This window comes from Mycobacterium kyorinense, from assembly GCF_002101735.1.
Taxonomy (GTDB): Bacteria; Actinomycetota; Actinomycetes; order Mycobacteriales; family Mycobacteriaceae; genus Mycobacterium; species Mycobacterium kyorinense.
In genome coordinates this window covers 33,958-52,909 of the sequence record NZ_LQPE01000018.1, presented here as the reverse complement: position 1 = coordinate 52,909, position 18,952 = coordinate 33,958, and the positions used below count along the sequence as shown (strand labels likewise).

General features: G+C 66.3%; 20 protein-coding genes. 19 read left to right on the top strand and 1 reads right to left on the bottom strand.

Translation table 11 applies throughout. The annotated features are described in order from the left end of the window. Positions 1-196: 196 nt before the first annotated feature. The gene (locus AWC14_RS03495; RefSeq protein ID WP_057003269.1) at positions 197-667 is read left to right on the top strand and encodes an Hsp20/alpha crystallin family protein; all 471 of its coding nucleotides are present in this window, start codon (positions 197-199) and stop codon (positions 665-667) included. A 177-nt stretch (positions 668-844) separates the two neighbouring features. On the opposite strand, the gene AWC14_RS03490 is transcribed toward AWC14_RS03495, so the two are convergent. After that, positions 845-1,279: an Hsp20/alpha crystallin family protein gene (locus AWC14_RS03490; RefSeq protein WP_045379926.1), complete on the bottom strand. Its 435-nt coding sequence runs from the start codon at positions 1,277-1,279 to the stop codon at positions 845-847. 175 nt (positions 1,280-1,454) lie between these two features. Here AWC14_RS03490 and AWC14_RS03485 point away from each other — a divergent pair, with 175 nt between their 5' ends. The 18 genes from AWC14_RS03485 (at position 1,455) to AWC14_RS03400 (ending at position 18,947) form a co-directional block, all read left to right on the top strand. Beyond that, positions 1,455-1,856, top strand: coding sequence for a nuclear transport factor 2 family protein (locus tag AWC14_RS03485; protein WP_045379781.1), 402 nt, complete (start codon positions 1,455-1,457; stop codon positions 1,854-1,856). A 17-nt stretch (positions 1,857-1,873) separates the two neighbouring features. Further along, positions 1,874-2,407, top strand: coding sequence for a YceI family protein (locus AWC14_RS03480; RefSeq protein ID WP_045379783.1), 534 nt, complete (start codon positions 1,874-1,876; stop codon positions 2,405-2,407). 10 nt (positions 2,408-2,417) lie between these two features. Further along, complete coding sequence (locus tag AWC14_RS03475; RefSeq protein ID WP_045379785.1) at positions 2,418-2,819, top strand: Rv3143 family two-component system response regulator; 402 nt, start codon at positions 2,418-2,420, stop codon at positions 2,817-2,819. A gap of 172 nt (positions 2,820-2,991) precedes the next feature. Next, positions 2,992-3,369, top strand: coding sequence for an NADH-quinone oxidoreductase subunit A (locus AWC14_RS03470; protein ID WP_045379788.1), 378 nt, complete (start codon positions 2,992-2,994; stop codon positions 3,367-3,369). An 8-nt stretch (positions 3,370-3,377) separates the two neighbouring features. Beyond that, entirely contained in the window at positions 3,378-3,932 is a 555-nt protein-coding gene (locus AWC14_RS03465) for a NuoB/complex I 20 kDa subunit family protein (RefSeq protein ID WP_045379791.1), read from the top strand. Further along, positions 3,929-4,621, top strand: coding sequence for an NADH-quinone oxidoreductase subunit C (locus tag AWC14_RS03460; RefSeq protein WP_045379794.1), 693 nt, complete (start codon positions 3,929-3,931; stop codon positions 4,619-4,621). Before AWC14_RS03465 ends, AWC14_RS03460 begins: the two co-directional genes overlap by 4 nt. Continuing rightward, positions 4,621-5,922 (top strand): NADH dehydrogenase (quinone) subunit D, encoded by a 1,302-nt coding sequence (nuoD, locus tag AWC14_RS03455; protein WP_045379798.1) that lies wholly within the window; start codon positions 4,621-4,623, stop codon positions 5,920-5,922. The genes AWC14_RS03460 and nuoD overlap by 1 nt, the downstream gene beginning before the upstream one ends. After that, positions 5,919-6,674 carry an NADH-quinone oxidoreductase subunit NuoE gene (gene nuoE / locus AWC14_RS03450; RefSeq protein WP_045379801.1) on the top strand — a complete coding sequence of 252 codons (756 nt, stop codon included), beginning with the start codon at positions 5,919-5,921 and terminating at the stop codon, positions 6,672-6,674. The genes nuoD and nuoE overlap by 4 nt, the downstream gene beginning before the upstream one ends. An 11-nt stretch (positions 6,675-6,685) precedes the next feature. Then, entirely contained in the window at positions 6,686-7,996 is a 1,311-nt protein-coding gene (nuoF, locus tag AWC14_RS03445) for an NADH-quinone oxidoreductase subunit NuoF (RefSeq protein WP_235215928.1), read from the top strand. Between the two features lie 38 nt (positions 7,997-8,034). Then, positions 8,035-10,380, top strand: a complete 2,346-nt coding sequence (locus AWC14_RS03440) for an NADH-quinone oxidoreductase subunit G (RefSeq protein ID WP_235215933.1) — start codon at positions 8,035-8,037, stop codon at positions 10,378-10,380. After that, positions 10,377-11,603: an NADH-quinone oxidoreductase subunit NuoH gene (nuoH, locus tag AWC14_RS03435; RefSeq protein WP_045379810.1), complete on the top strand. Its 1,227-nt coding sequence runs from the start codon at positions 10,377-10,379 to the stop codon at positions 11,601-11,603. The genes AWC14_RS03440 and nuoH overlap by 4 nt, the downstream gene beginning before the upstream one ends. Then, positions 11,593-12,120 carry an NADH-quinone oxidoreductase subunit NuoI gene (gene nuoI, locus AWC14_RS03430; protein WP_082632502.1) on the top strand — a complete coding sequence of 176 codons (528 nt, stop codon included), beginning with the start codon at positions 11,593-11,595 and terminating at the stop codon, positions 12,118-12,120. Before nuoH ends, nuoI begins: the two co-directional genes overlap by 11 nt. Then, positions 12,117-12,872, top strand: a complete 756-nt coding sequence (locus AWC14_RS03425) for an NADH-quinone oxidoreductase subunit J (protein WP_045379813.1) — start codon at positions 12,117-12,119, stop codon at positions 12,870-12,872. The genes nuoI and AWC14_RS03425 overlap by 4 nt, the downstream gene beginning before the upstream one ends. Next, positions 12,869-13,168, top strand: a complete 300-nt coding sequence (gene nuoK / locus AWC14_RS03420) for an NADH-quinone oxidoreductase subunit NuoK (protein ID WP_045379816.1) — start codon at positions 12,869-12,871, stop codon at positions 13,166-13,168. The genes AWC14_RS03425 and nuoK overlap by 4 nt, the downstream gene beginning before the upstream one ends. A 4-nt stretch (positions 13,169-13,172) precedes the next feature. Beyond that, positions 13,173-15,047 carry an NADH-quinone oxidoreductase subunit L gene (gene nuoL / locus AWC14_RS03415; RefSeq protein ID WP_045379818.1) on the top strand — a complete coding sequence of 625 codons (1,875 nt, stop codon included), beginning with the start codon at positions 13,173-13,175 and terminating at the stop codon, positions 15,045-15,047. Further along, positions 15,041-16,606, top strand: a complete 1,566-nt coding sequence (locus AWC14_RS03410; RefSeq protein ID WP_045379821.1) for an NADH-quinone oxidoreductase subunit M — start codon at positions 15,041-15,043, stop codon at positions 16,604-16,606. Before nuoL ends, AWC14_RS03410 begins: the two co-directional genes overlap by 7 nt. Continuing rightward, positions 16,603-18,189 (top strand): NADH-quinone oxidoreductase subunit NuoN, encoded by a 1,587-nt coding sequence (nuoN, locus tag AWC14_RS03405; RefSeq protein WP_045379823.1) that lies wholly within the window; start codon positions 16,603-16,605, stop codon positions 18,187-18,189. The genes AWC14_RS03410 and nuoN overlap by 4 nt, the downstream gene beginning before the upstream one ends. Beyond that, positions 18,186-18,947, top strand: a complete 762-nt coding sequence (locus AWC14_RS03400) for an enoyl-CoA hydratase (RefSeq protein WP_045379827.1) — start codon at positions 18,186-18,188, stop codon at positions 18,945-18,947. Before nuoN ends, AWC14_RS03400 begins: the two co-directional genes overlap by 4 nt. Positions 18,948-18,952 lie beyond the last annotated feature (5 nt).

Genomic DNA, 18,952 nt, shown 5'->3' with positions numbered 1-18,952 from the left:
CATCTATAATCTATGGCTCAACAGATAGATTTGCTTCCACCTCGGACGCCGCCGATCGCCGTCCCACCAGCCTGCACCTCCACCGTCAACCAGGGCCGCCACAGCCATAGTCCCCACTTGCGAGGCCCCGCAGATTGTGGTATCAAAAAACTATATCAGCAGACATAGATTCCCTACAAGAGCAGCGAGGCAAGAGATGGTGTTGGTACGTACAGATTCGCCGCGCGAACTGGACCGGCTCACCCGCCAGCTCCTGGGCACGGCTGCCCGACCAGCGGCCATGCCAATGGACGCCTGGCGAGACGGCGAACAGTTCATCATCGAAGTCGATTTGCCGGGTATGAAGCCAGATTCGCTCGATCTCAACATCGAGCGCAATGTGCTCACCATCCGCGCCGAGCGCCCCGGCATCGACCAGGCCCGGGAAGTGATTTCCGCAGAACGCCCGCGCGGCGTATTCAGCCGTCGATTGTTTCTCGGGGAGACTCTCGACACCGACAAGATTGCCGCCAGTTACCGCGACGGCGTGCTGCGGCTGACAGCTCCGCTATCTGAGCACGCCAAACCTCGGCGTATCGCGATCAACCGCGATGGCCGGAAAACCAGCGCCCACCGCTCGCCAGCCGGTGAACGAGAACCATGGTGGCGTCGCCTATTTGGTCGTTAGGGACGCGCTGAACTCTGGGCCGGCCCACTTTCGGACCGGCCAACGAGAGGTGCAAAACGGTTGTGCCGCGCAATGACTGGGCGCCGGCACCACAGATCTGATCGCCTCCCCAACCACCCACATCGGATGAGCCGCCCGCGCTCTGCTGGCGCGGACGGCTGCCACCAACATGACCGATCAGGCGGCGCTGATGGCTTGCTGAGCGCCGGACTGGATGGCGATCTTGCGTGGCTTGGCTTGTTCTGCCACTGGGACCGTCAGCCGCAGTACCCCGTCGGTGTAGTCGGCGCTGATGCCCTCGGTGTTCAGCTGGTCGCCGAGGAACAGCTGTCGACTGAACACCCCGTGCGGGCGTTCTGCGGTCACCCAGTCGTGGCCCTCGTCGCCGGCGTACGGACGCTCGGCCTTGACCGTCAGAGCGTCGTGATCCACGGTGATGTCGATCGAGTCTGGCTTGATGCCCGGCAAGTCGAGCTCCACGACGTACTTGTCGCCCTCACGCCAGACATCCATAGGCATCGCCGCCGGACGTGTGGCGGTACCGACTGCGTGCCCCCATAGCTGCTGGGTGAGTCGGTCCAGGTCACGGAAGAGTGGTTCAAACCTCAGCATCGCTACCACCTCCTTCATCTCTCAGGATCGATCTGTCTTTGTCACCACAGAAAACTTGCTGCTTGCGAGCCATATTCCCGATGAGAGAGAAAAAATCAGAAAAATTTCGCCGCCGAGCCGAGGTACGGTCGTGGCTGCGCAGCTTGGTACCACCCGAGACGACGCAGGAGCTGCCATGCCCACTGCCGACGCCGCCACCGTCACCGCGGTGGCCGACCAATTGTTCGCGGCGATCGAGAACAGCGACACGGCGACGGTGGCCCGGCTGTGGAGTGACGACATCGCGGTGTGGCGAGTTGGGGCGAGCCGGGATCGCGACAAGGTGCGGGCGCTGCGCGTCATCGACTGGTTCGTCGGCGCGACCGCGTGGCGCCGCTACGAGATCCTGGACCGCCAGCTGTTCGCCGGCGGATTCGTCCAGCAGCACATCCTGCACGCCACCGGACACAACGGCGGCTCGATCGCCATGCGGGTCTGCATCGTGATTAAGTTGGGAGGCTCCCCTAGTTCTCAAGCCCTGATCACCCGTATCGACGAGTACTTCGACCCAGCCGAACTCAGCCCGCTGGTGAGTTAGCTGCAACGGAGGCGCAGATGACGACCGTGGAAACGCTGCTGAGCGATCCGGACACCGCCGGGGTGTGGAATCTGGTTCCGGACCGATCGAGCTTCACCTTCAAGATCAGGAACTTCTGGGGCCTGATGAACGTCAAGGGCCAGTTCACCGACGTCAGCGCCGACGGGCAGGTCACCGGTAAAGGCGCGGTCTTCGGCCGCCTCGACATCCAGACGGCGTCGCTGCGCACCGGCATCCGCAAACGCGACGAGCACCTGCGCTCCGCCGACTTCTTCGACGTCGAGCGTTTCCCGGAGATGAGCGTCGTCGTCACCGCGGTGCAGCCCACCACCGGCAACGCCGCCGACCTGCGGGCCACCTTCACCATCAAGGGGATCAGTGAGCCGCTGCCGCTGCCGGTCCAGATCACCGTGCTCGGCGACGGCACGGTGCGCGTCACCGCGAAGATCAAGATCGACCGGGCGCAGTTCGGCCTGGGCTGGAATCGGCTCGGGATGATCGGCAAGGCGGCGACCGCCTCGGCCGACGCCTGCTTCGCCCGCGGGCAGTAGGCTCTGCACCGTGCCTGCCACCAGTGACGCCCTGCGGATCCTCGTGTACAGCAACAATGCGAAAACCCGCCAGGATGTGATGCTGGCACTCGGCAAGCGGGTCCACCCCGACCTGCCCGAGCTGAGCTACGTCGAGGTGGCGACCGGTCCGATGGTGATCAAACAGGTCGACGCCGGCGGCATCGACCTGGCCATTCTCGACGGCGAGGCCACGCCGGAAGGCGGGATGGGCATCGCCAAACAGCTCAAGGACGAGGTCGCCCAGTGCCCGCCGATCGTGGTGCTCACCGGGCGGCCCGACGATGCCTGGCTGGCCAGCTGGTCCCGCGCCGAGGCCGCCGTCCCGCATCCGGTCGACCCCATCGAGCTGGGCCGCACGGTGGCGGGCCTGCTGCGCACACCCGTGTCCTGATAACGCGAATCACCCTAGCGCCGTAGCACTTTCGCGGCAGCGCTGACGCATAGGTCTGCCCGATGCTGGCTGTGGTCGAGGTCACATCCGAACCCGTGAGCGGAGCCACACACATCATCGCTAGGCTGTGGTTGAAGTCACAGGAGACAGCCAGGAGGAGCAGCGCCGCGCGATGAATCTCTACACGCCGATCCTGGTGCTCGGGGGGATCGCCGCCGCTTTCGCGGTCTTCTCGGTGGCGGTGGCGTTGGTCGTGGGCCCCTCGCGGTACAACCGGTCGAAGTTGGAGGCCTACGAGTGCGGGATCGAACCCGCCCACCAGCCGGCAAATGCCCCGCACGCCGGCAGCGGACAGCGGTTCCCGGTGAAGTACTACCTGACCGCGATGCTGTTCATCGTCTTCGACATCGAAATCGTGTTCCTGTATCCGTGGGCGGTCAGCTACGACGCGCTGGGCGTGTTCGCGCTCGTCGAGATGGTGGTGTTCATGCTCACGGTGTTCGTCGCCTATGCGTACGTGTGGCGTCGCGGCGGCCTGACGTGGGATTGAGGTAGGGCGTGGGCCTGGAAGAGAAACTGCCCAGCGGTTTCCTGCTGACCACCGTCGAACGACTGGCGGGTTATTTCCGGAAGAACTCGTTGTGGCCGGCGACATTCGGATTGGCGTGCTGCGCCATCGAGATGATGTCGACGGCCTCGCCCCGGTTCGACATCGCGCGCTTCGGAATGGAGCGTTTCTCTGCGACGCCGCGGCAGGCCGACCTGATGATCGTCGCCGGCCGGGTCAGCCAGAAGATGGCGCCGGTGCTACGCCAGATCTACGACCAGATGGCCGAACCGAAATGGGTGCTGGCGATGGGCGTGTGCGCGTCGTCGGGCGGGATGTTCAACAACTACGCAATCGTGCAGGGTGTCGACCACGTTGTGCCCGTGGACATCTACCTGCCCGGTTGCCCACCGCGCCCGGAGATGTTGCTGTACGCAATCCTCAAGCTGCACGAGAAGATTCAGCAAATGCCGCTGGGTGTCGACCGGGAGCGTGCCATCGCCGAAGCCGAACAGGCCGCGCTGGCGGCCAGGCCCACGATCGAAATGCGCGGACTGCTGCGATGAGCTCACCGGATGCGGCCGACCGCGGCACCGACGAAGTGATCGACGTCCGGCGTGGCATGTTCGGGGTATCCGACACCGGTGACACGTCGGGATACGGCAGGCTGGTCCGCCAGGTGGCGCTGCCCGGCAGCAGCCCGCGTCCCTACGGCGGCTACTTCGACGAGGTGGTCGACCAACTGGCCGAGGCGTTGCAGGCCAACGGGATCGACTTCGCCGACGCGATCGAAAAGGTCGTGGTCTACCGCGACGAGCTGACCCTGCACGTGCGCCGCGAGATGCTGCCGCAGGTCGCCCAGCGGCTGCGCGACGAGCCGGGGCTGCGCTTCGAGCTGTGCCTGGGCGTCAACGGGGTGCACTACCCGAACGAAACCGACCGCGAACTGCACGCGGTGTACCTGCTCAAGTCGATCACACACAACCGTCGCGTCCGGCTGGAAGTCGCTGCGCCGGACGCTGATCCGCACATCCCGTCGCTGTTTTCGATCTATCCCACCAACGACTGGCACGAGCGGGAGACATACGACTTCTTCGGCATCATCTTCGACGGCCACCCGTCGCTGACCCGCATCGAGATGCCCGACGACTGGCACGGCCATCCGCAGCGCAAGGACTATCCGCTGGGCGGCATCCCGGTCGAGTACAAGGGCGCGCAGATTCCCCCGCCCGACGAGCGGAGGTCCTACAACTGATGAGTGAAGCAGGCGAAACGGTTTTGATGGCCGGCGGCCAGGACTGGGAGAAGGTCATCGAGGCCGCCCGGGCCGGGGATCCCGGTGACCGCATCGTCGTCAACATGGGCCCCCAGCACCCGTCCACCCACGGTGTGCTGCGGCTGATCCTGGAGATCGAGGGCGAGACGGTCACCGAGGCGCGGTGCGGAATCGGCTACCTGCACACCGGAATCGAGAAGAACCTCGAATACCGGTACTGGACCCAGGGCGTCACGTTTGTGACCCGAATGGATTACCTGTCACCGTTTTTCAACGAGACGGTGTTCTGTCTTGGCGTGGAGAAGCTGCTCGGCATCACCGATCAGATACCGGAGCGGGTCAACGTCATCCGGGTGATGATGATGGAGCTCAACCGGATTTCGTCGCACCTGGTGGCGTTGGCCACCGGCGGCATGGAGCTGGGCGCGATGACCGCCATGTTCCTTGGCTTCCGGGAACGCGAGCTGGTGCTCAACCTGTTCGAGTCGATCACCGGTTTGCGGATGAACCACAACTACATTCGCCCCGGCGGGCTGGCCCAGGACTTGCCGCCCAATGCGGAGAGCGAGATTGCCGACTTCTTGAAGCTGATGAGCCGCCGGCTCAACGACCTGGAAAACCTACTCAACGAGAACTACATCTGGAAAGCCCGCACCCAGGGCATCGGCTACCTCGACCTCACCGGCTGCATGGCGCTGGGTATCACCGGCCCGGTGCTGCGCTCGACCGGGTTGCCGCACGACCTGCGGCGCGCCGAACCGTACTGCGGCTATGAGAACTACGAATTCGACGTGATCACCGACGACGGCTGTGATGCCTACGGTCGCTACATGATTCGCGTCAAGGAGATGAGGGAGTCGCTGAAGATCGTCGAGCAGTGTCTGGACAAACTCAAGCCCGGGCCGATCAGGGTCGAGGACCGCAAGATCGCCTGGCCCGCCGATCTGAAGGTCGGGCCCGACGGGCTGGGCAACTCGCCCGAGCACATCGCCAAGATCATGGGCAGCTCGATGGAAGCGCTGATCCACCACTTCAAGCTGGTCACCGAGGGCATCCGCGTACCGGCCGGCCAGGTCTACGTCGCGGTCGAATCACCGCGCGGCGAGCTGGGTGTGCACATGGTGTCCGACGGCGGCACCCGCCCCTACCGCGTGCACTACCGGGACCCGTCGTTCACCAACCTGCAGGCCGTCGCCGCGATGTGCGAAGGCGGCATGGTTGCCGACGTGATCGCCGCGGTCGCCAGCCTCGATCCGGTCATGGGCGGGGTCGACCGATGACGGGGCCACAAGGCGAACCGGTGTTCCTCCACCTCGGTCCGCCGCCCGACGAGCCGGGACAGTTCGTGGTGGAGGGTGCCCCCGAGTCATATCCACCGGACGTCAAGGCGCGGTTGGAGGTTGACGCCAAGGAGATCATCGGCCGCTACCCCAACGGGCGCTCGGCCCTGCTGCCGCTGCTGCACCTGGTGCAATCCGAGGACTCCTATTTGACGCCGGCGGGTTTGGAGTTCTGCGGCGAACAGCTCGGGTTGACGGGCGCCGAAGTGGCGGCCGTGGCGAGCTTCTACACGATGTATCGCCGCGGGCCCACCGGCGACTACCTCGTCGGCGTCTGCACCAACACGCTGTGCGCGGTGATGGGCGGCGACGCGATCTTCGAATCGCTCAAAGAGCACCTCGGCATCGACAACGACCAGACCACCGAGGACGGCAAAGTCACGCTGCAGCACGTGGAATGCAACGCCGCCTGCGACTACGCCCCTGTGGTGATGGTCAACTGGGAGTTCTTCGACAACCAAACTCCGGAATCCGCACGGGAACTCGTCGACGGGCTGCGCTCCGGTAAGCCGCCGCGGCCGACCCGCGGCGCGCAGCTGTGCCCGTTCCGACAGACCGAGCGGATCCTGGCGGGCTTCCCCGACCAGCGCCCCGACGACGGCCAGGGCGGCGCGGGCGAAGCCACGTTGGCCGGTCTGCGCGTCGCCCAGGAACGCGACATGCAGGCACCCCCCACCGGGGACGGTGAATGATGGCCGCCCCTGTGCGTTTGACTCCGGTGCTCAGCCGCTACTGGGACGACCCCGAGTCGTGGACTCTTGACACCTATCGCCGCTACGACGGCTACCGCGCGCTGCAGAAGGCCCTGGAGATGGAGCCCGACGCGGTGCTGCAGACCGTCAAGGACTCCGGGTTACGCGGCCGCGGAGGCGCGGGTTTCGCGACCGGAACCAAATGGTCGTTCATCCCGCAGGGCGACGAAGGCCCAGCCGCCAAGCCGCACTACCTGGTGGTCAACGCCGACGAATCCGAGCCCGGCACATGCAAAGACATGCCGCTGATGCTGGCCACCCCGCACGTGTTGATCGAGGGCAGCATCATCGCCGCCTACGCGATCCGGGCCAGCCACGCGTTCATCTACGTGCGCGGCGAGGTGCTGCCGGTGATCCGCCGATTGCACAACGCGGTCGCCGAGGCGTATGCCGCAGGCTTTTTGGGCCGCGACATCGCCGGCTCGGGCTACGACCTGGAGTTGGTGGTGCATGCGGGCGCGGGTGCCTACATCTGCGGCGAGGAGACCGCGCTGCTCGATTCGCTGGAGGGCCGCCGCGGCCAGCCTCGGCTTCGGCCGCCTTTCCCGGCGGTGTCGGGACTTTATGCCTGCCCGACGGTGATCAACAACGTCGAAACCGTCGCCAGCGTGCCGCCGATCATCCTCAACGGCGTCGACTGGTTCCGCTCGATGGGAAGCGAGAAGTCGCCCGGCTTCACGCTGTATTCGCTGTCGGGGCACGTGACCCGACCCGGCCAGTACGAGGCGCCGCTGGGAATCACGTTGCGGGAGTTGCTCGATTACGCCGGCGGTGTGCGCAAAGGTCACCGGCTGAAGTTCTGGACGCCGGGCGGCTCGTCGACTCCGATCCTCACCGACGAGCACCTCGACGTGCCGCTGGACTACGAGGGCGTCGGCGAGGCCGGCTCCATGCTGGGGACCAAGGCGCTGGAGATTTTCGACGAGACCACGTGCGTGGTGCGTGCGGTTCGGCGCTGGACCGAGTTCTACAAGCACGAGTCCTGCGGTAAGTGCACGCCGTGCCGGGAGGGCACATTCTGGCTGGACAAGATCTACGCCCGGCTCGAAACCGGCAACGGCACCGCCGAAGATCTGGACAAGCTGTTCGACATCTCCGACACGATCTTGGGTAAGTCATTCTGCGCGTTGGGCGATGGCGCAGCCAGCCCGGTGATGTCGTCGCTGAAGTACTTCCGCGACGAGTACGTCGCGCACGTCGAGGGCGGCGGCTGCCCCTTTGATCCCAGAGAGTCCATGCTCACGAATGGAGAGCGGTCTTGACTCAGGCGGAGGCCGAAAAGAGCGTCGCCGGCCAAGAGATGGTGACGTTGACCATCGACGGCACCGAGATCAGTGTCCCCAAGGGCACGTTGGTGATCCGCGCCGCCGAGTTGATGGGCATCCAGATCCCCCGGTTCTGCGACCACCCGCTGCTGGATCCGGTCGGCGCGTGCCGGCAATGCCTGGTCGAGATCGAGGGCCAGCGTAAACCGATGGCGTCGTGCACGATTGCGGTGACCAACGACATGGTGGTGCGCACTCAGTTCACCTCCGAGGTCGCCGACAAGGCGCAGCACGGGGTGATGGAGCTGCTGCTGATCAACCATCCGCTGGACTGCCCGATGTGCGACAAGGGCGGCGAATGTCCGCTTCAGAACCAGGCAATGTCCAACGGGCGGGCCGATTCCCGCTACACCGACGCCAAGCGCCACTTCGCCAAGCCGATCAACATCTCCTCGCAGGTGCTGCTGGACCGTGAGCGATGCATCCTGTGCGCCCGCTGCACCCGGTTTTCCGAGCAGATCGCCGGCGACCCGTTCATCGACATGCTCGAGCGCGGCGCGCTGCAGCAGGTCGGCATTTACGCCAACGAGCCGTTCGAGTCCTACTTTTCGGGCAACACCGTGCAGATCTGCCCGGTCGGCGCGCTGACCGGCACCGCCTACCGGTTCCGGGCCCGCCCCTACGACCTGGTATCGAGCCCGAGCGTGTGCGAGCACTGCGCGTCGGGCTGCGCGCAGCGCACCGACCACCGCCGCGGCAAGGTGCTACGCCGACTGGCAGGCGACGACCCGGAAGTCAACGAGGAGTGGAACTGCGACAAGGGCCGGTGGGCGTTCACGTACGCCACCCAACCGGACCGGATCACCACTCCCCTGGTCCGCGACGCTGACGGCGCGCTGGTGCCGGCGTCCTGGCCGGAGGCGCTTGCCGCCGCCGTCAACGGGCTGTCGGGCGCCCCCGTGGGTGTTCTTGTCGGTGGCCGGATGACATGGGAGGACGCCTACGCCTACGCCAAGTTCGCACGGATCGCCTTGGGCACCAACGACATCGACTTCCGAGCGCGGCCGCACTCGAGCGAAGAAGCCGAGTTCCTGGCGGCCCGGGTCGCCGGCCGGCCGGTCAGCGTCAGCTATGCCGATCTGGAATCGGCGCCGGTGGTGCTGTTGGTCGGGTTCGAGCCCGAGGACGAGTCGCCGATCGTGTTCGTGCGGCTGCGCAAGGCGGCCCGCAAGCACCGGCTGCCGGTCTACGCGGTGGCGCCGTTCGCCAGCCGCGGGCTGCAGCGGATGAAGGGCCATTTGCTGAAGGCCGCCCCCGGCGGCGAGGCGGCCGCGCTGGACGGGCTGAGCGACGAGGTCGGTGAGCTGTTGCGCAAACCGGGCGCGGTGATCATGGTCGGCGAACGGCTGGCCACCGTGCCGGGCGGACTGTCGGCGGCCGCCCGACTCGCCGACACCACCGGTGCGTCGCTGGCCTGGGTACCGCGCCGCGCAGGGGAACGCGGTGCGTTAGAGGCCGGCGCGCTGGGCACGCTGCTGCCCGGTGGTCGTCCGGTGTCCGACGAGGGTGCGCGCGCCGAGGTGTGCGCGGCATGGCACGTCGCCGAATTGCCTTCCGCCCCTGGGCGGGACACCGACGGCATCTTGGCCGCCGCCGCGGACGGCACACTGTGCGCGCTGCTGGTCGGCGCGGTGGAGCCGGGCGATCTCGCCGACCCGGACGCCGCGCTCGCTGCGCTGGACGCCGCGGGTTTCGTGGTCAGCCTGGAGTTGCGGCACAGCGCGGTCACCGAACGCGCCGATGTCGTGTTCCCGATCGCGCCCGCGGCGGAAAAGGCAGGCACCTACGTCAACTGGGAGGGCCGCTACCGCGCCTTCCCCGTCGCGCTACAACAAGGCGCCACACCGGATCTGCGTGTGCTCGACGCGCTCGCCGACGAGATGGGCGTCGACCTCGGCCTGCCGACCGTGGACGCCGCCAGGGCAGAGCTGAGCCAATTCGGCACCTGGGACGGCGCACGCGGAAACGGCCCGGACGTTTCGGCCCCGTCGCCTCAGCAGCCGGGCCAGGGCGAGGCGGTGCTGACCGGCTGGCGGATGTTGCTCGACGCCGGCCGCCTGCAGGACGGCGAGCCACACCTGGCCGGCACCGCGCGAGCCCCAGTGGTGCGGCTGTCCGCCGAGACTGCTGCCGAAATCGGTGCAGCCGAGGGTGATTCGGTGACCGTCAGCACGTCGCGCGGGGCGATCACGTTGCCGCTGGCGATCACCGACATGCCCGAACGGGTGGTGTGGCTGCCGCTGAACTCGCCCGGCTCGGCGGTGCACAGGCAATTAGGCGTCGCAGCGGGCGCCGTCGTGAAAATTGGGGTGACGTCATGACCGGCTTCGGGCACGACACCTGGTGGCTGATAGCCGCGAAGGCGGTCGCGGTCTTCGCCTTCCTGGTGCTGACCGTACTGGCTGCGATCCTGCTCGAACGTAAGTTGTTGGGCCGCATGCAGTTGCGATGGGGACCCAACCGGGTAGGCCCCCGCGGGTCCCTGCAGAGCCTGGCCGACGGGATCAAGTTGGCCCTCAAAGAGGCGATCATGCCCGTCGGCGTCGACCGACCGGTTTACCTGCTGGCCCCGATCATCTCGACCATCCCGGCGATCACCGCCTTCGCGTTCATCCCGTTCGGTCCCGAGGTGTCGGTGTTGGGTCATCGGACCATGCTGCAACTCACCGATCTACCTGTCGCGGTGTTGTTCATCCTGGCGCTGTCGTCGATCGGGGTGTACGGCATCGTGCTGGCCGGGTGGGCGTCGGGATCCACCTACCCGCTGCTGGGCGGTGTGCGCTCCACCGCCCAGGTGATCTCCTACGAAGTCGCGATGGGCCTGTCGTTCGCGACAGTGTTCCTCTACGCCGGAACAATGTCGACGTCGCGGATCGTGGCCACCCAAGACCGCGTCTGGTTCGTGTTCCTGCTGCTGCCTTCGTTTTTGGTGTACCTGGTGTCGATGGTGGGTGAAACCAACCGGGCCCCATTCGATTTGCCCGAGGCCGAGGGCGAACTGGTCGCCGGATTTCACACCGAGTACTCGTCGCTGCCGTTCGCGATGTTCTATCTGGCCGAGTACATCAACATGACCACGGTGTCGGCGTTGGCCGCGACCCTGTTCTTCGGCGGCTGGCACGCGCCGTGGCCGCTGAACATGTGGGCCGGCGCCAACAGCGGCTGGTTCCCGTTGATCTGGTTCACGGCCAAGGTGTGGACGTTCCTGTTCGTCTACTTCTGGCTGCGGGCCACGCTGCCGCGGCTGCGCTACGACCAGTTCATGGCACTGGGCTGGAAGACGCTGATTCCGGTGTCGCTGCTGTGGGTGATGATCGCGGCGGTCATCCGCACGCTGCGCAACAACGGCCTCGAGCACTGGACCGCCGTGCTGGTGATCGCCAGCGCCGTCACCGCCGTCGGGCTGCTGCTGTATCTGCGAAGACCGCTGTCCGGCTTGGAAACTCGTCCGGAGGAAGCCCCGGAGCCGGTCGCGGAACCGGCATTTCCCACGCCGCCGCTGCCGGACAAGGCGCCGACCAAGGAGGGCGCACGTGCCAGCTAAGTTCTTGGAGTCCATCGCCGGATTCGGCGTCACGCTCGGCGCGATGTTCAAACGGCCGATCACCGAGGAATATCCGGAGAAGCCCGGCCCGGTGGCGCCGCGATATCACGGCCGCCACCAGCTCAACCGGTATCCGGATGGTCTGGAGAAGTGCATCGGCTGCGAGTTGTGCGCCTGGGCCTGCCCGGCCGACGCCATCTATGTCGAAGGCGCCGATAACACCGAGGAAGAACGGTATTCGCCCGGGGAACGCTACGGGCGGGTGTACCAGATCAACTATCTGCGCTGCATCGGCTGCGGCCTGTGCGTCGAGGCCTGTCCCACCCGGGCGTTGACGATGACCAACGACTACGAGATGGCCGACGACAACCGCGCCGACCTGATCTACGAAAAGGACCGGCTGCTGGCGCCGCTGGAACCGGGCATGCAGCCGCCGCCGCATCCCCGCGCGCCCGGAACCACCGACGCCGACTACTACCGCGGCAACGTCAAACCCGCCGCCGAGGCCAGCCAATGACCACCCTGCTGGCCGAGGGGATCAGCCGGACGTCCACCGGTGAGGCGGTGATGTTCTGGGGCCTCGGTGCACTGGCGCTGATCGGCGCGCTGGGGGTGGTGATGGCCGCCAACGCGGTGTATTCCGCAATGTTTTTGGCGATGACGATGATCATCCTCGCGGTGTTCTACATGGCGCAGGACGCGCTGTTTCTGGGCGTGGTCCAAGTGGTGGTCTACACCGGCGCGGTGATGATGCTGTTCCTGTTCGTGCTGATGCTGATTGGTGTGGATTCCGCGGAGTCATTGGTGGAAACCATTCGCGGACAACGGGTTGCCGCCGTCATAGCGGGTGTCGGGTTCGGCGTACTGCTGATCGCCGGCATCGGCAGTGTCGCCATCGGCGGGTTCACCGGGTTGACCCAGGCGAACGCCCACGGCAACGTCGAGGGCCTGGCGGCGCTGATCTTCTCCCGTTACCTCTGGGCGTTCGAGCTGACCAGCGCGCTGCTGATCACCGCCGCCGTGGGGGCGATGGTGCTGGCGCACCGCGAGCGGTTCGAACGCCGAAAGACCCAGCGCGAGTTGTCGATCGAGCGCTTCCGCAGCGGCGGATATCCGACGCCGCTGCCCGGTCCCGGCGTGTACGCCCGGCACAACGCGGTCGACATGGCCGCGCTTTTGCCCGACGGGTCGTTTTCGAAACTGTCCGTGCCGCCGATTTTGCAGCAGCGGACGGTCGGCAACGGTTCCGAGCAGGACGGTGAGCGATGAATCCCTCGAATTACCTGTATCTTTCGGTGCTGCTGTTCACTATCGGCGCGGCCGGTGTGCTGCTGCGGCGCAACGCGATCGTGATGTTCATGTGCGTCGAGTTGATGCTCAACGCGGTGAACCTGGCGTTCGTCACCTTCGCCCGGATGCACGGCAGTCTCGACGGGCAGATGGTGGCGTTCTTCACGATGGTGGTGGCCGCCTGCGAAGTTGTCGTCGGGCTGGCCATCATCATGACGATCTTCCGTGCCCGCAGGTCGGCTTCGGTCGACGAAGCCAACCTCCTCAAGGGCTGAAACCATGACGGCATACACCTGGCTGCCCGTGGCTTTGCCGGCGGCCGGCGCGTTGATTTTGCTGCTGGGCGGTCGGCGCACCGACCGCTGGGGCCATCTGCTGGGCTGCGCGGCCGCGCTGGCCGCATTCGCGGTGGGCCTGGTGCTGCTCGCCGAAATGGTCGGCCGCACCGACCGGCTCATTCACCAGAACCTGTTCAGCTGGGTGCCGGTCGGCGCGCTGCAGGTCGACTTCGGGCTGCAGATCGACCAGCTCTCAATCTGTTTCGTGTTGCTGATCACCGGCGTGGGATCGTTGATCCACATCTACTCGATCGGCTACATGGCCGAGGACCCGGATCGCCGACGGTTTTTCGCCTACCTGAACCTGTTTCTCGCGGCGATGCTGCTGCTGGTGGTTGCCGACAACTATCTGGGCCTCTACGTCGGCTGGGAAGGCGTCGGTCTGGCGTCGTATCTGCTGATCGGTTTCTGGTATCAGCGGCCGACGGCGGCCACCGCCGCCAAGAAAGCGTTCGTGATGAACCGGGTCGGCGACGTCGGGCTGTCGCTGGCGATGTTCTTGATGTTCGTCAATTTCGGCACGCTGTCGTTCGCCGGGGTGTTCGCCGCCGCACCGGGCGCCAGCCGCGGGGTGCTGGCCGCGATGGGGCTGCTGATGTTGTTGGGCGCCTGCGCCAAATCGGCCCAGGTTCCGCTGCAGGCCTGGCTCGGTGACGCGATGGAGGGCCCGACGCCGGTGTCGGCGCTGATCCACGCCGCCACGATGGTGACCGCCGGTGTGTATTTGATCGTGCGTTCCAATCCGGTGTTCAACCTGGCGCCCGACGCGCAACTCGCGGTGGTGATCGTCGGCGCGGTCACGCTGCTGTTCGGGGCGATCATCGGCTGCGCCAAGGACGACATCAAGCGCGCGCTCGCGGCCTCGACGATCAGCCAGATCGGCTACATGGTGCTGGCCGCCGGCCTCGGCCCGGCCGGCTACGCGTTCGCGATCATGCACCTGCTCACCCACGGGTTCTTCAAGGCCGGGCTGTTCCTCGGATCCGGTGCGGTGATCCACGCCATGGACGACGAGCAGGACATGCGCCGCTACGGCGCGCTGCGCACCGTCCTGCCGGTCACGTTCGTCACCTTCGGCCTGGGCTATCTGGCGATCATCGGGGTGTTTCCGTTCGCCGGGTTCTTCTCCAAGGACGCGATCATCGAGGCCGCGCTGGGCTACGGCGGCCTCCGCGGCGCCGTGCTGGGCGCGGCGGCGGTCCTGGGCGCCGGGATCACGGCCTTCTACATGACCCGGGTGATGTTGATGACGTTCTTCGGCGAAAAGCGTTGGGCGCCAGAGGCGCATCCACACGAGGCGCCGGGGGTGATGATCTGGCCGATGATCCTGCTCGCCGTCGGCTCGGTGTTCTCCGGCGGCCTGCTGGCAATCGGCGGCACCCTGCAGCACTGGCTGGAACCGGTGGTCGGCATTCATGAAGCCGCTCACGCCGCCCCGGCGTGGGTGACCAGCGTCGCGGTCCTCGCCGTCGTCGGCGTCGGCGTCGTCGTCGCGTACCTGATGTACGGGCGGCGCGCGGTGCCCGAGACCGCGCCGGCCGGCTCGGTGTTGACCGTCGCGGCACGACGAGATCTCTACGGTGATGCCTTCAACGAGGAGGTGTTCATGCGCCCCGGTGCGCAACTGACCGACGCGCTGGTCGAGATCGACAACCGTGGCGTGGACGGCTCGGTCAACGCGCTGGCCGCACTGGTCAGTCGCACCTCGGATCGATTGCGCGGGTTGCAAACCGGGTTCGCCCGCTCCTATGCATTGTCGATGTTCGTGGGCGCGGCACTGGTCGCCGCCGCGATCCTGGCGGTGCGACTGTGGTGAGCTTCCCGTGGCTTTCGCTGCTGTGGCTGCTGCCACTGGCCGGCGCCGTGCTGGTGATCGTCATGCCGCCCGGGTGGCGCCAATTCGCCAAATGGTTCGGGCTGGTTGTCGCCGTCGCGGTGCTGGCGGTGTCGATCGTGATCACCGCAGGATTCGACACCACCGGGGCGGTTTACCAGTTCACCGAATCTCACTCGTGGATACCGGCGTTCGGCGCCGGATACACGCTCGGTGTGGACGGCATCGCGGTGGTGCTGGTGTTGCTGACGACCGGGCTGGTACCGCTGCTGATGCTGGCCGGCTGGAACGATGGCGGCGAGCGCAGCCGCGGTCCGCATGGCTACGTCGCTTTGACGCTGACCGTCGAGTCGATGGTGCTGATCTCGCTGGTGTCGCTGGACGTGCTGCTGTTCTACGTGTTCTTCGAGGCGATGCTCATCCCGATGTACTTCATGATCGGCGGCTTCGGCGAAGGAGCGCATCGGTCGCGGGCCGCGGTGAAGTTCTTGCTGTACAACCTGTTCGGCGGGCTGATCATGCTGGCCGCGGTGATCGGGCTGTATGTGGTGACTGCCCAGCACGGTTCGGGTACGTTCGACTTCCGTTCGATTGTCTCAGCCGTGTCGTCGGGTTCGCTGGGTGTCGATCCCGCCGTGCTCAAGGCGCTGTTCCTCGGTTTCATGTTCGCGTTCGCGATCAAGGCGCCGCTGTGGCCGTTCCACCGCTGGCTGCCCGACGCCGCGGTCGAGTCCACCCCGGCGACCGCCGTGTTGATGATGGCGGTGATGGACAAGGTCGGCACATTCGGCATGCTGCGCTACTGCCTGCAGTTGTTCCCGGACGCATCAACGTATTTCCGTCCGCTGATCGTCGTGCTGTCGGTCATCGGCGTGGTCTACGGCGCGGTGGTGGCGATCGGCCAGACCGACATCATGCGGCTGATCGCCTACACGTCGATCTCGCACTTCGGCTTCATCATCCTGGGCATCTTCGTGATGACCAGCCAGGGGCAGAGCGGCTCGACGCTGTACATGGTCAACCACGGCCTGTCCACCGCCGCGGTGTTCCTGATCGCGGGGTTCCTGATTTCCCGTCGCGGCACCCGGTCGATCAGCGCCTTCGGCGGCGTGCAGAAGGTGGCCCCGGTGCTGGCCGGGACGTTCCTGGTAGCGGCCATGGCCACGCTGTCGCTGCCCGGGCTGGCGCCGTTCATCAGCGAATTCCTGGTCCTGATCGGCACTTTCAACCGCTACTGGGTGGCTGCCGCATTCGGTTCCACCGCGCTGGTGCTGTCGTCGGTGTACATGCTGTGGCTCTACCAGCGGGTGATGACCGGGCCCGTACGCGACGGCAACGAAAAGATCCGCGACTTGGTTCCGCGCGAGGTCGTCGTCGTCGCGCCCCTGATCGTCCTGCTGGTGCTGCTCGGCTTGTATCCGAAACCCGTGCTGGACATCATCAATCCGGCGGTCGGCCACACCATGACCACGATCGGCCAGCACGATCCCGCGCCGACGGTGCCGACGGTTGCCGTGAAAGTCGAAGGGCCGCACCGATGAGCATGCCCACCCCCAACGTCGAGTACGTCCTGCTTTCCCCAATGCTGATCGTGTTCGGGGTCGCGGTGGCCGGCGTGCTGGCCGAAGCGTTCGTGCCGCGGCGCTTCCGCTACGGCACACAGGTGGTGCTGGCGCTCGCCGGGCTGGTGGCCGCATTCGTCGCAGTGATCGCGGTGGCCCGCCGGACCCCGCCGTCGGGTGAGACCGCGGTGCTGCGCGCGCTGGCCATCGACGGCCCGACCCTGTTGTTGCAGGGGACGATCTTGCTTGTCTCGGTGATGGCCGTCATCTTCATCGCCGAACGTCGCAGCGCAGACACCGTGCCCGTCGGGCCCGGTGCGGCCACAGCCGTTGCGGCCGGGCTGGATTCGTTCACCCCGCAGGCGTCGGCGGTGCCCGACAGTGTGGGCGAGCGGCACGCGGCCCAGGCCGGGGCCACCCAGACCGAGGTCTTCCCGCTGACGATGCTGGCCGTCGGCGGCATGCTGGTGTTCCCCGCCGCCAACGACTTGTTGACGATGTTCGTCGCGCTGGAGGTTTTGTCACTTCCGCTGTACCTGCTCTGCGGGCTGGCCCGCCACCGCCGGCTGGTGTCGCAGGAGGCGGGGCTGAAATACTTTCTGCTGGGCGCGTTCTCGTCGGCGTTCTTCCTCTACGGCGTGGCGCTCCTCTACGGCGCGACCGGCACGCTGAACCTGCCGGGTATTGCCGACACGCTGGCAAAGCACCCCGACGACTCTCTTGCGCTGGTCGGGGTGGCGCTGTTGGCGGTGGGTCTGTTGTTCAAGGTGGGCGCCGTCCCGTTCCATTCCTGGATTCCGGATGTGTATCAGGGCGCGCCGACGCCCATCACCGGATTCATGGCGGCGGCCACCAAGGTGGCGGCGTTCGGTGCGCTGCTGCGTGTCGTCTACGTCGCGCTGCCGCCGCTGCACGACCAGTGGCGCCCTGTGCTGTGGGCGATTTCGATCCTGACCATGGTGGTCGGCACCGTCACCGCGATCAACCAGAACGACGTCAAGCGCATGCTGGCCTACTCGTCGGTGGCGCACGTCGGGTTCATCCTCACCGGCGTGATCGCCGACATTCCGGCCGGTGTCTCGTCGACGATGTTCTACCTGGTGGCCTACAGCTTCAGCACAATCGGTGCGTTTGCGGTCGTCGGACTGGTCCGCGGTACCAACGGCGAGGAGAACGCGTCGATGTCCCGGTGGGGCGGCCTGGGGCGGCGTTATCCCGTGGTGGGCCTGTTGTTTTCGATGTTCCTGTTGGCTTTCGCCGGTATTCCGTTGACGAGTGGGTTCGTCAGCAAGTTCGCGGTGTTCAAGGCGGCGGCGCAGGGCGGTGCGGTGCCGTTGGTGATCATCGGTGTGATTGCCAGCGGTGTGGCCGCCTACTTCTATGTGCGGGTGATCGTGCTGATGTTCTTCACCGAGCCGCCGGTCGAGGAGCTGCACGTCGTCATGCCGAGCTTCTGGAGCAAGGCGGCGATCGCGGTGTGCGCGGCGGTCACCATCTTGCTCGGTGTCGTTCCGCAGCCGCTGCTCGATCTGGCCGAGCAGGCAGCCCAATTGGTGAGATGACCGTTCTTCGCGACGACGTCGGCGCGGTGCGGGTGCTCACCCTGAACCGCCCCGAGGCGCGAAACGCGTTGAACAGTAAGCTGATTGAAGCGTTATTCGTGGCATTGAACGAGGCCGATGCCGATTCGTCGGTGCGGGCGTTGGTCCTTACCGGGGTTGATCCGGCGTTTTGCGCCGGGGTCGATTTGAAACAGGCGCAACGTGAGGGGTCGGCGTATTTCGAGCGCTACCAGACGCACAACTGCATCACCCGGGTGGCCGAGATGCGCAAGCCGGTCGTGGGCGCGATCAACGGCCCGGTGTTCACCGGCGGGCTGGAGATGGCGTTGGGTTGCGATTTCCTGATCGCCTCGGAGCGCGCGGTGTTCGCCGACACCCACGCGCGGGTGGGCATCTTGCCCGGCGGCGGGATGACGGCACGGCTGCCGCAGTTGGTCGGCACGGCGATGGCGCGCCGACTGTCGATGACCGGCGAGGTGATCGACGGGGCGCGCGCGTTGCAGATCGGGCTGGTGACCGAGGTCGTCGCGCACGAGCGGCTGCTGGCGCGTGCCGTCGATTTGGCCGGCCAGATCGCCGAAGTGGCGGCGCCAATCATGGCCGGGCTCAAAGACATTTACGTTTCTGGGGCTGTCCCGGTGACCGATCCGGCGCTGGCAGCGGAACAGGCGATCTCCGCTGCGCTGTCGGACACCACAGATCTCGGTGCCCGCTACGCCGAGATCAGCGAACGCAATCGCCGGCAAATCCGCGGCTGATTTCT

Excerpts from the sequence above, each read along its gene's own strand:
- nuoN (WP_045379823.1), top strand. The coding sequence starts at position 16,603 with ATGAGCATGCCCACCCCCAACGTCGAGTACGTCCTGCTTTCCCCAATG.
- AWC14_RS03480 (WP_045379783.1), top strand. The coding sequence starts at position 1,874 with ATGACGACCGTGGAAACGCTGCTGAGCGATCCGGACACCGCCGGGGTG.
- AWC14_RS03485 (WP_045379781.1), top strand. The coding sequence starts at position 1,455 with ATGCCCACTGCCGACGCCGCCACCGTCACCGCGGTGGCCGACCAATTG.
- AWC14_RS03440 (WP_235215933.1), top strand. The coding sequence starts at position 8,035 with ATGGTGACGTTGACCATCGACGGCACCGAGATCAGTGTCCCCAAGGGC.
- nuoL (WP_045379818.1), top strand. The coding sequence starts at position 13,173 with ATGACGGCATACACCTGGCTGCCCGTGGCTTTGCCGGCGGCCGGCGCG.
- nuoK (WP_045379816.1), top strand. The coding sequence starts at position 12,869 with ATGAATCCCTCGAATTACCTGTATCTTTCGGTGCTGCTGTTCACTATC.
- AWC14_RS03425 (WP_045379813.1), top strand. The coding sequence starts at position 12,117 with ATGACCACCCTGCTGGCCGAGGGGATCAGCCGGACGTCCACCGGTGAG.
- AWC14_RS03400 (WP_045379827.1), top strand. The coding sequence starts at position 18,186 with ATGACCGTTCTTCGCGACGACGTCGGCGCGGTGCGGGTGCTCACCCTG.
- AWC14_RS03470 (WP_045379788.1), top strand. The coding sequence starts at position 2,992 with ATGAATCTCTACACGCCGATCCTGGTGCTCGGGGGGATCGCCGCCGCT.
- AWC14_RS03490 (WP_045379926.1), bottom strand. The coding sequence starts at position 1,279 with ATGCTGAGGTTTGAACCACTCTTCCGTGACCTGGACCGACTCACCCAG.
- AWC14_RS03460 (WP_045379794.1), top strand. The coding sequence starts at position 3,929 with ATGAGCTCACCGGATGCGGCCGACCGCGGCACCGACGAAGTGATCGAC.
- nuoH (WP_045379810.1), top strand. The coding sequence starts at position 10,377 with ATGACCGGCTTCGGGCACGACACCTGGTGGCTGATAGCCGCGAAGGCG.
- AWC14_RS03495 (WP_057003269.1), top strand. The coding sequence starts at position 197 with ATGGTGTTGGTACGTACAGATTCGCCGCGCGAACTGGACCGGCTCACC.
- nuoE (WP_045379801.1), top strand. The coding sequence starts at position 5,919 with ATGACGGGGCCACAAGGCGAACCGGTGTTCCTCCACCTCGGTCCGCCG.
- nuoD (WP_045379798.1), top strand. The coding sequence starts at position 4,621 with ATGAGTGAAGCAGGCGAAACGGTTTTGATGGCCGGCGGCCAGGACTGG.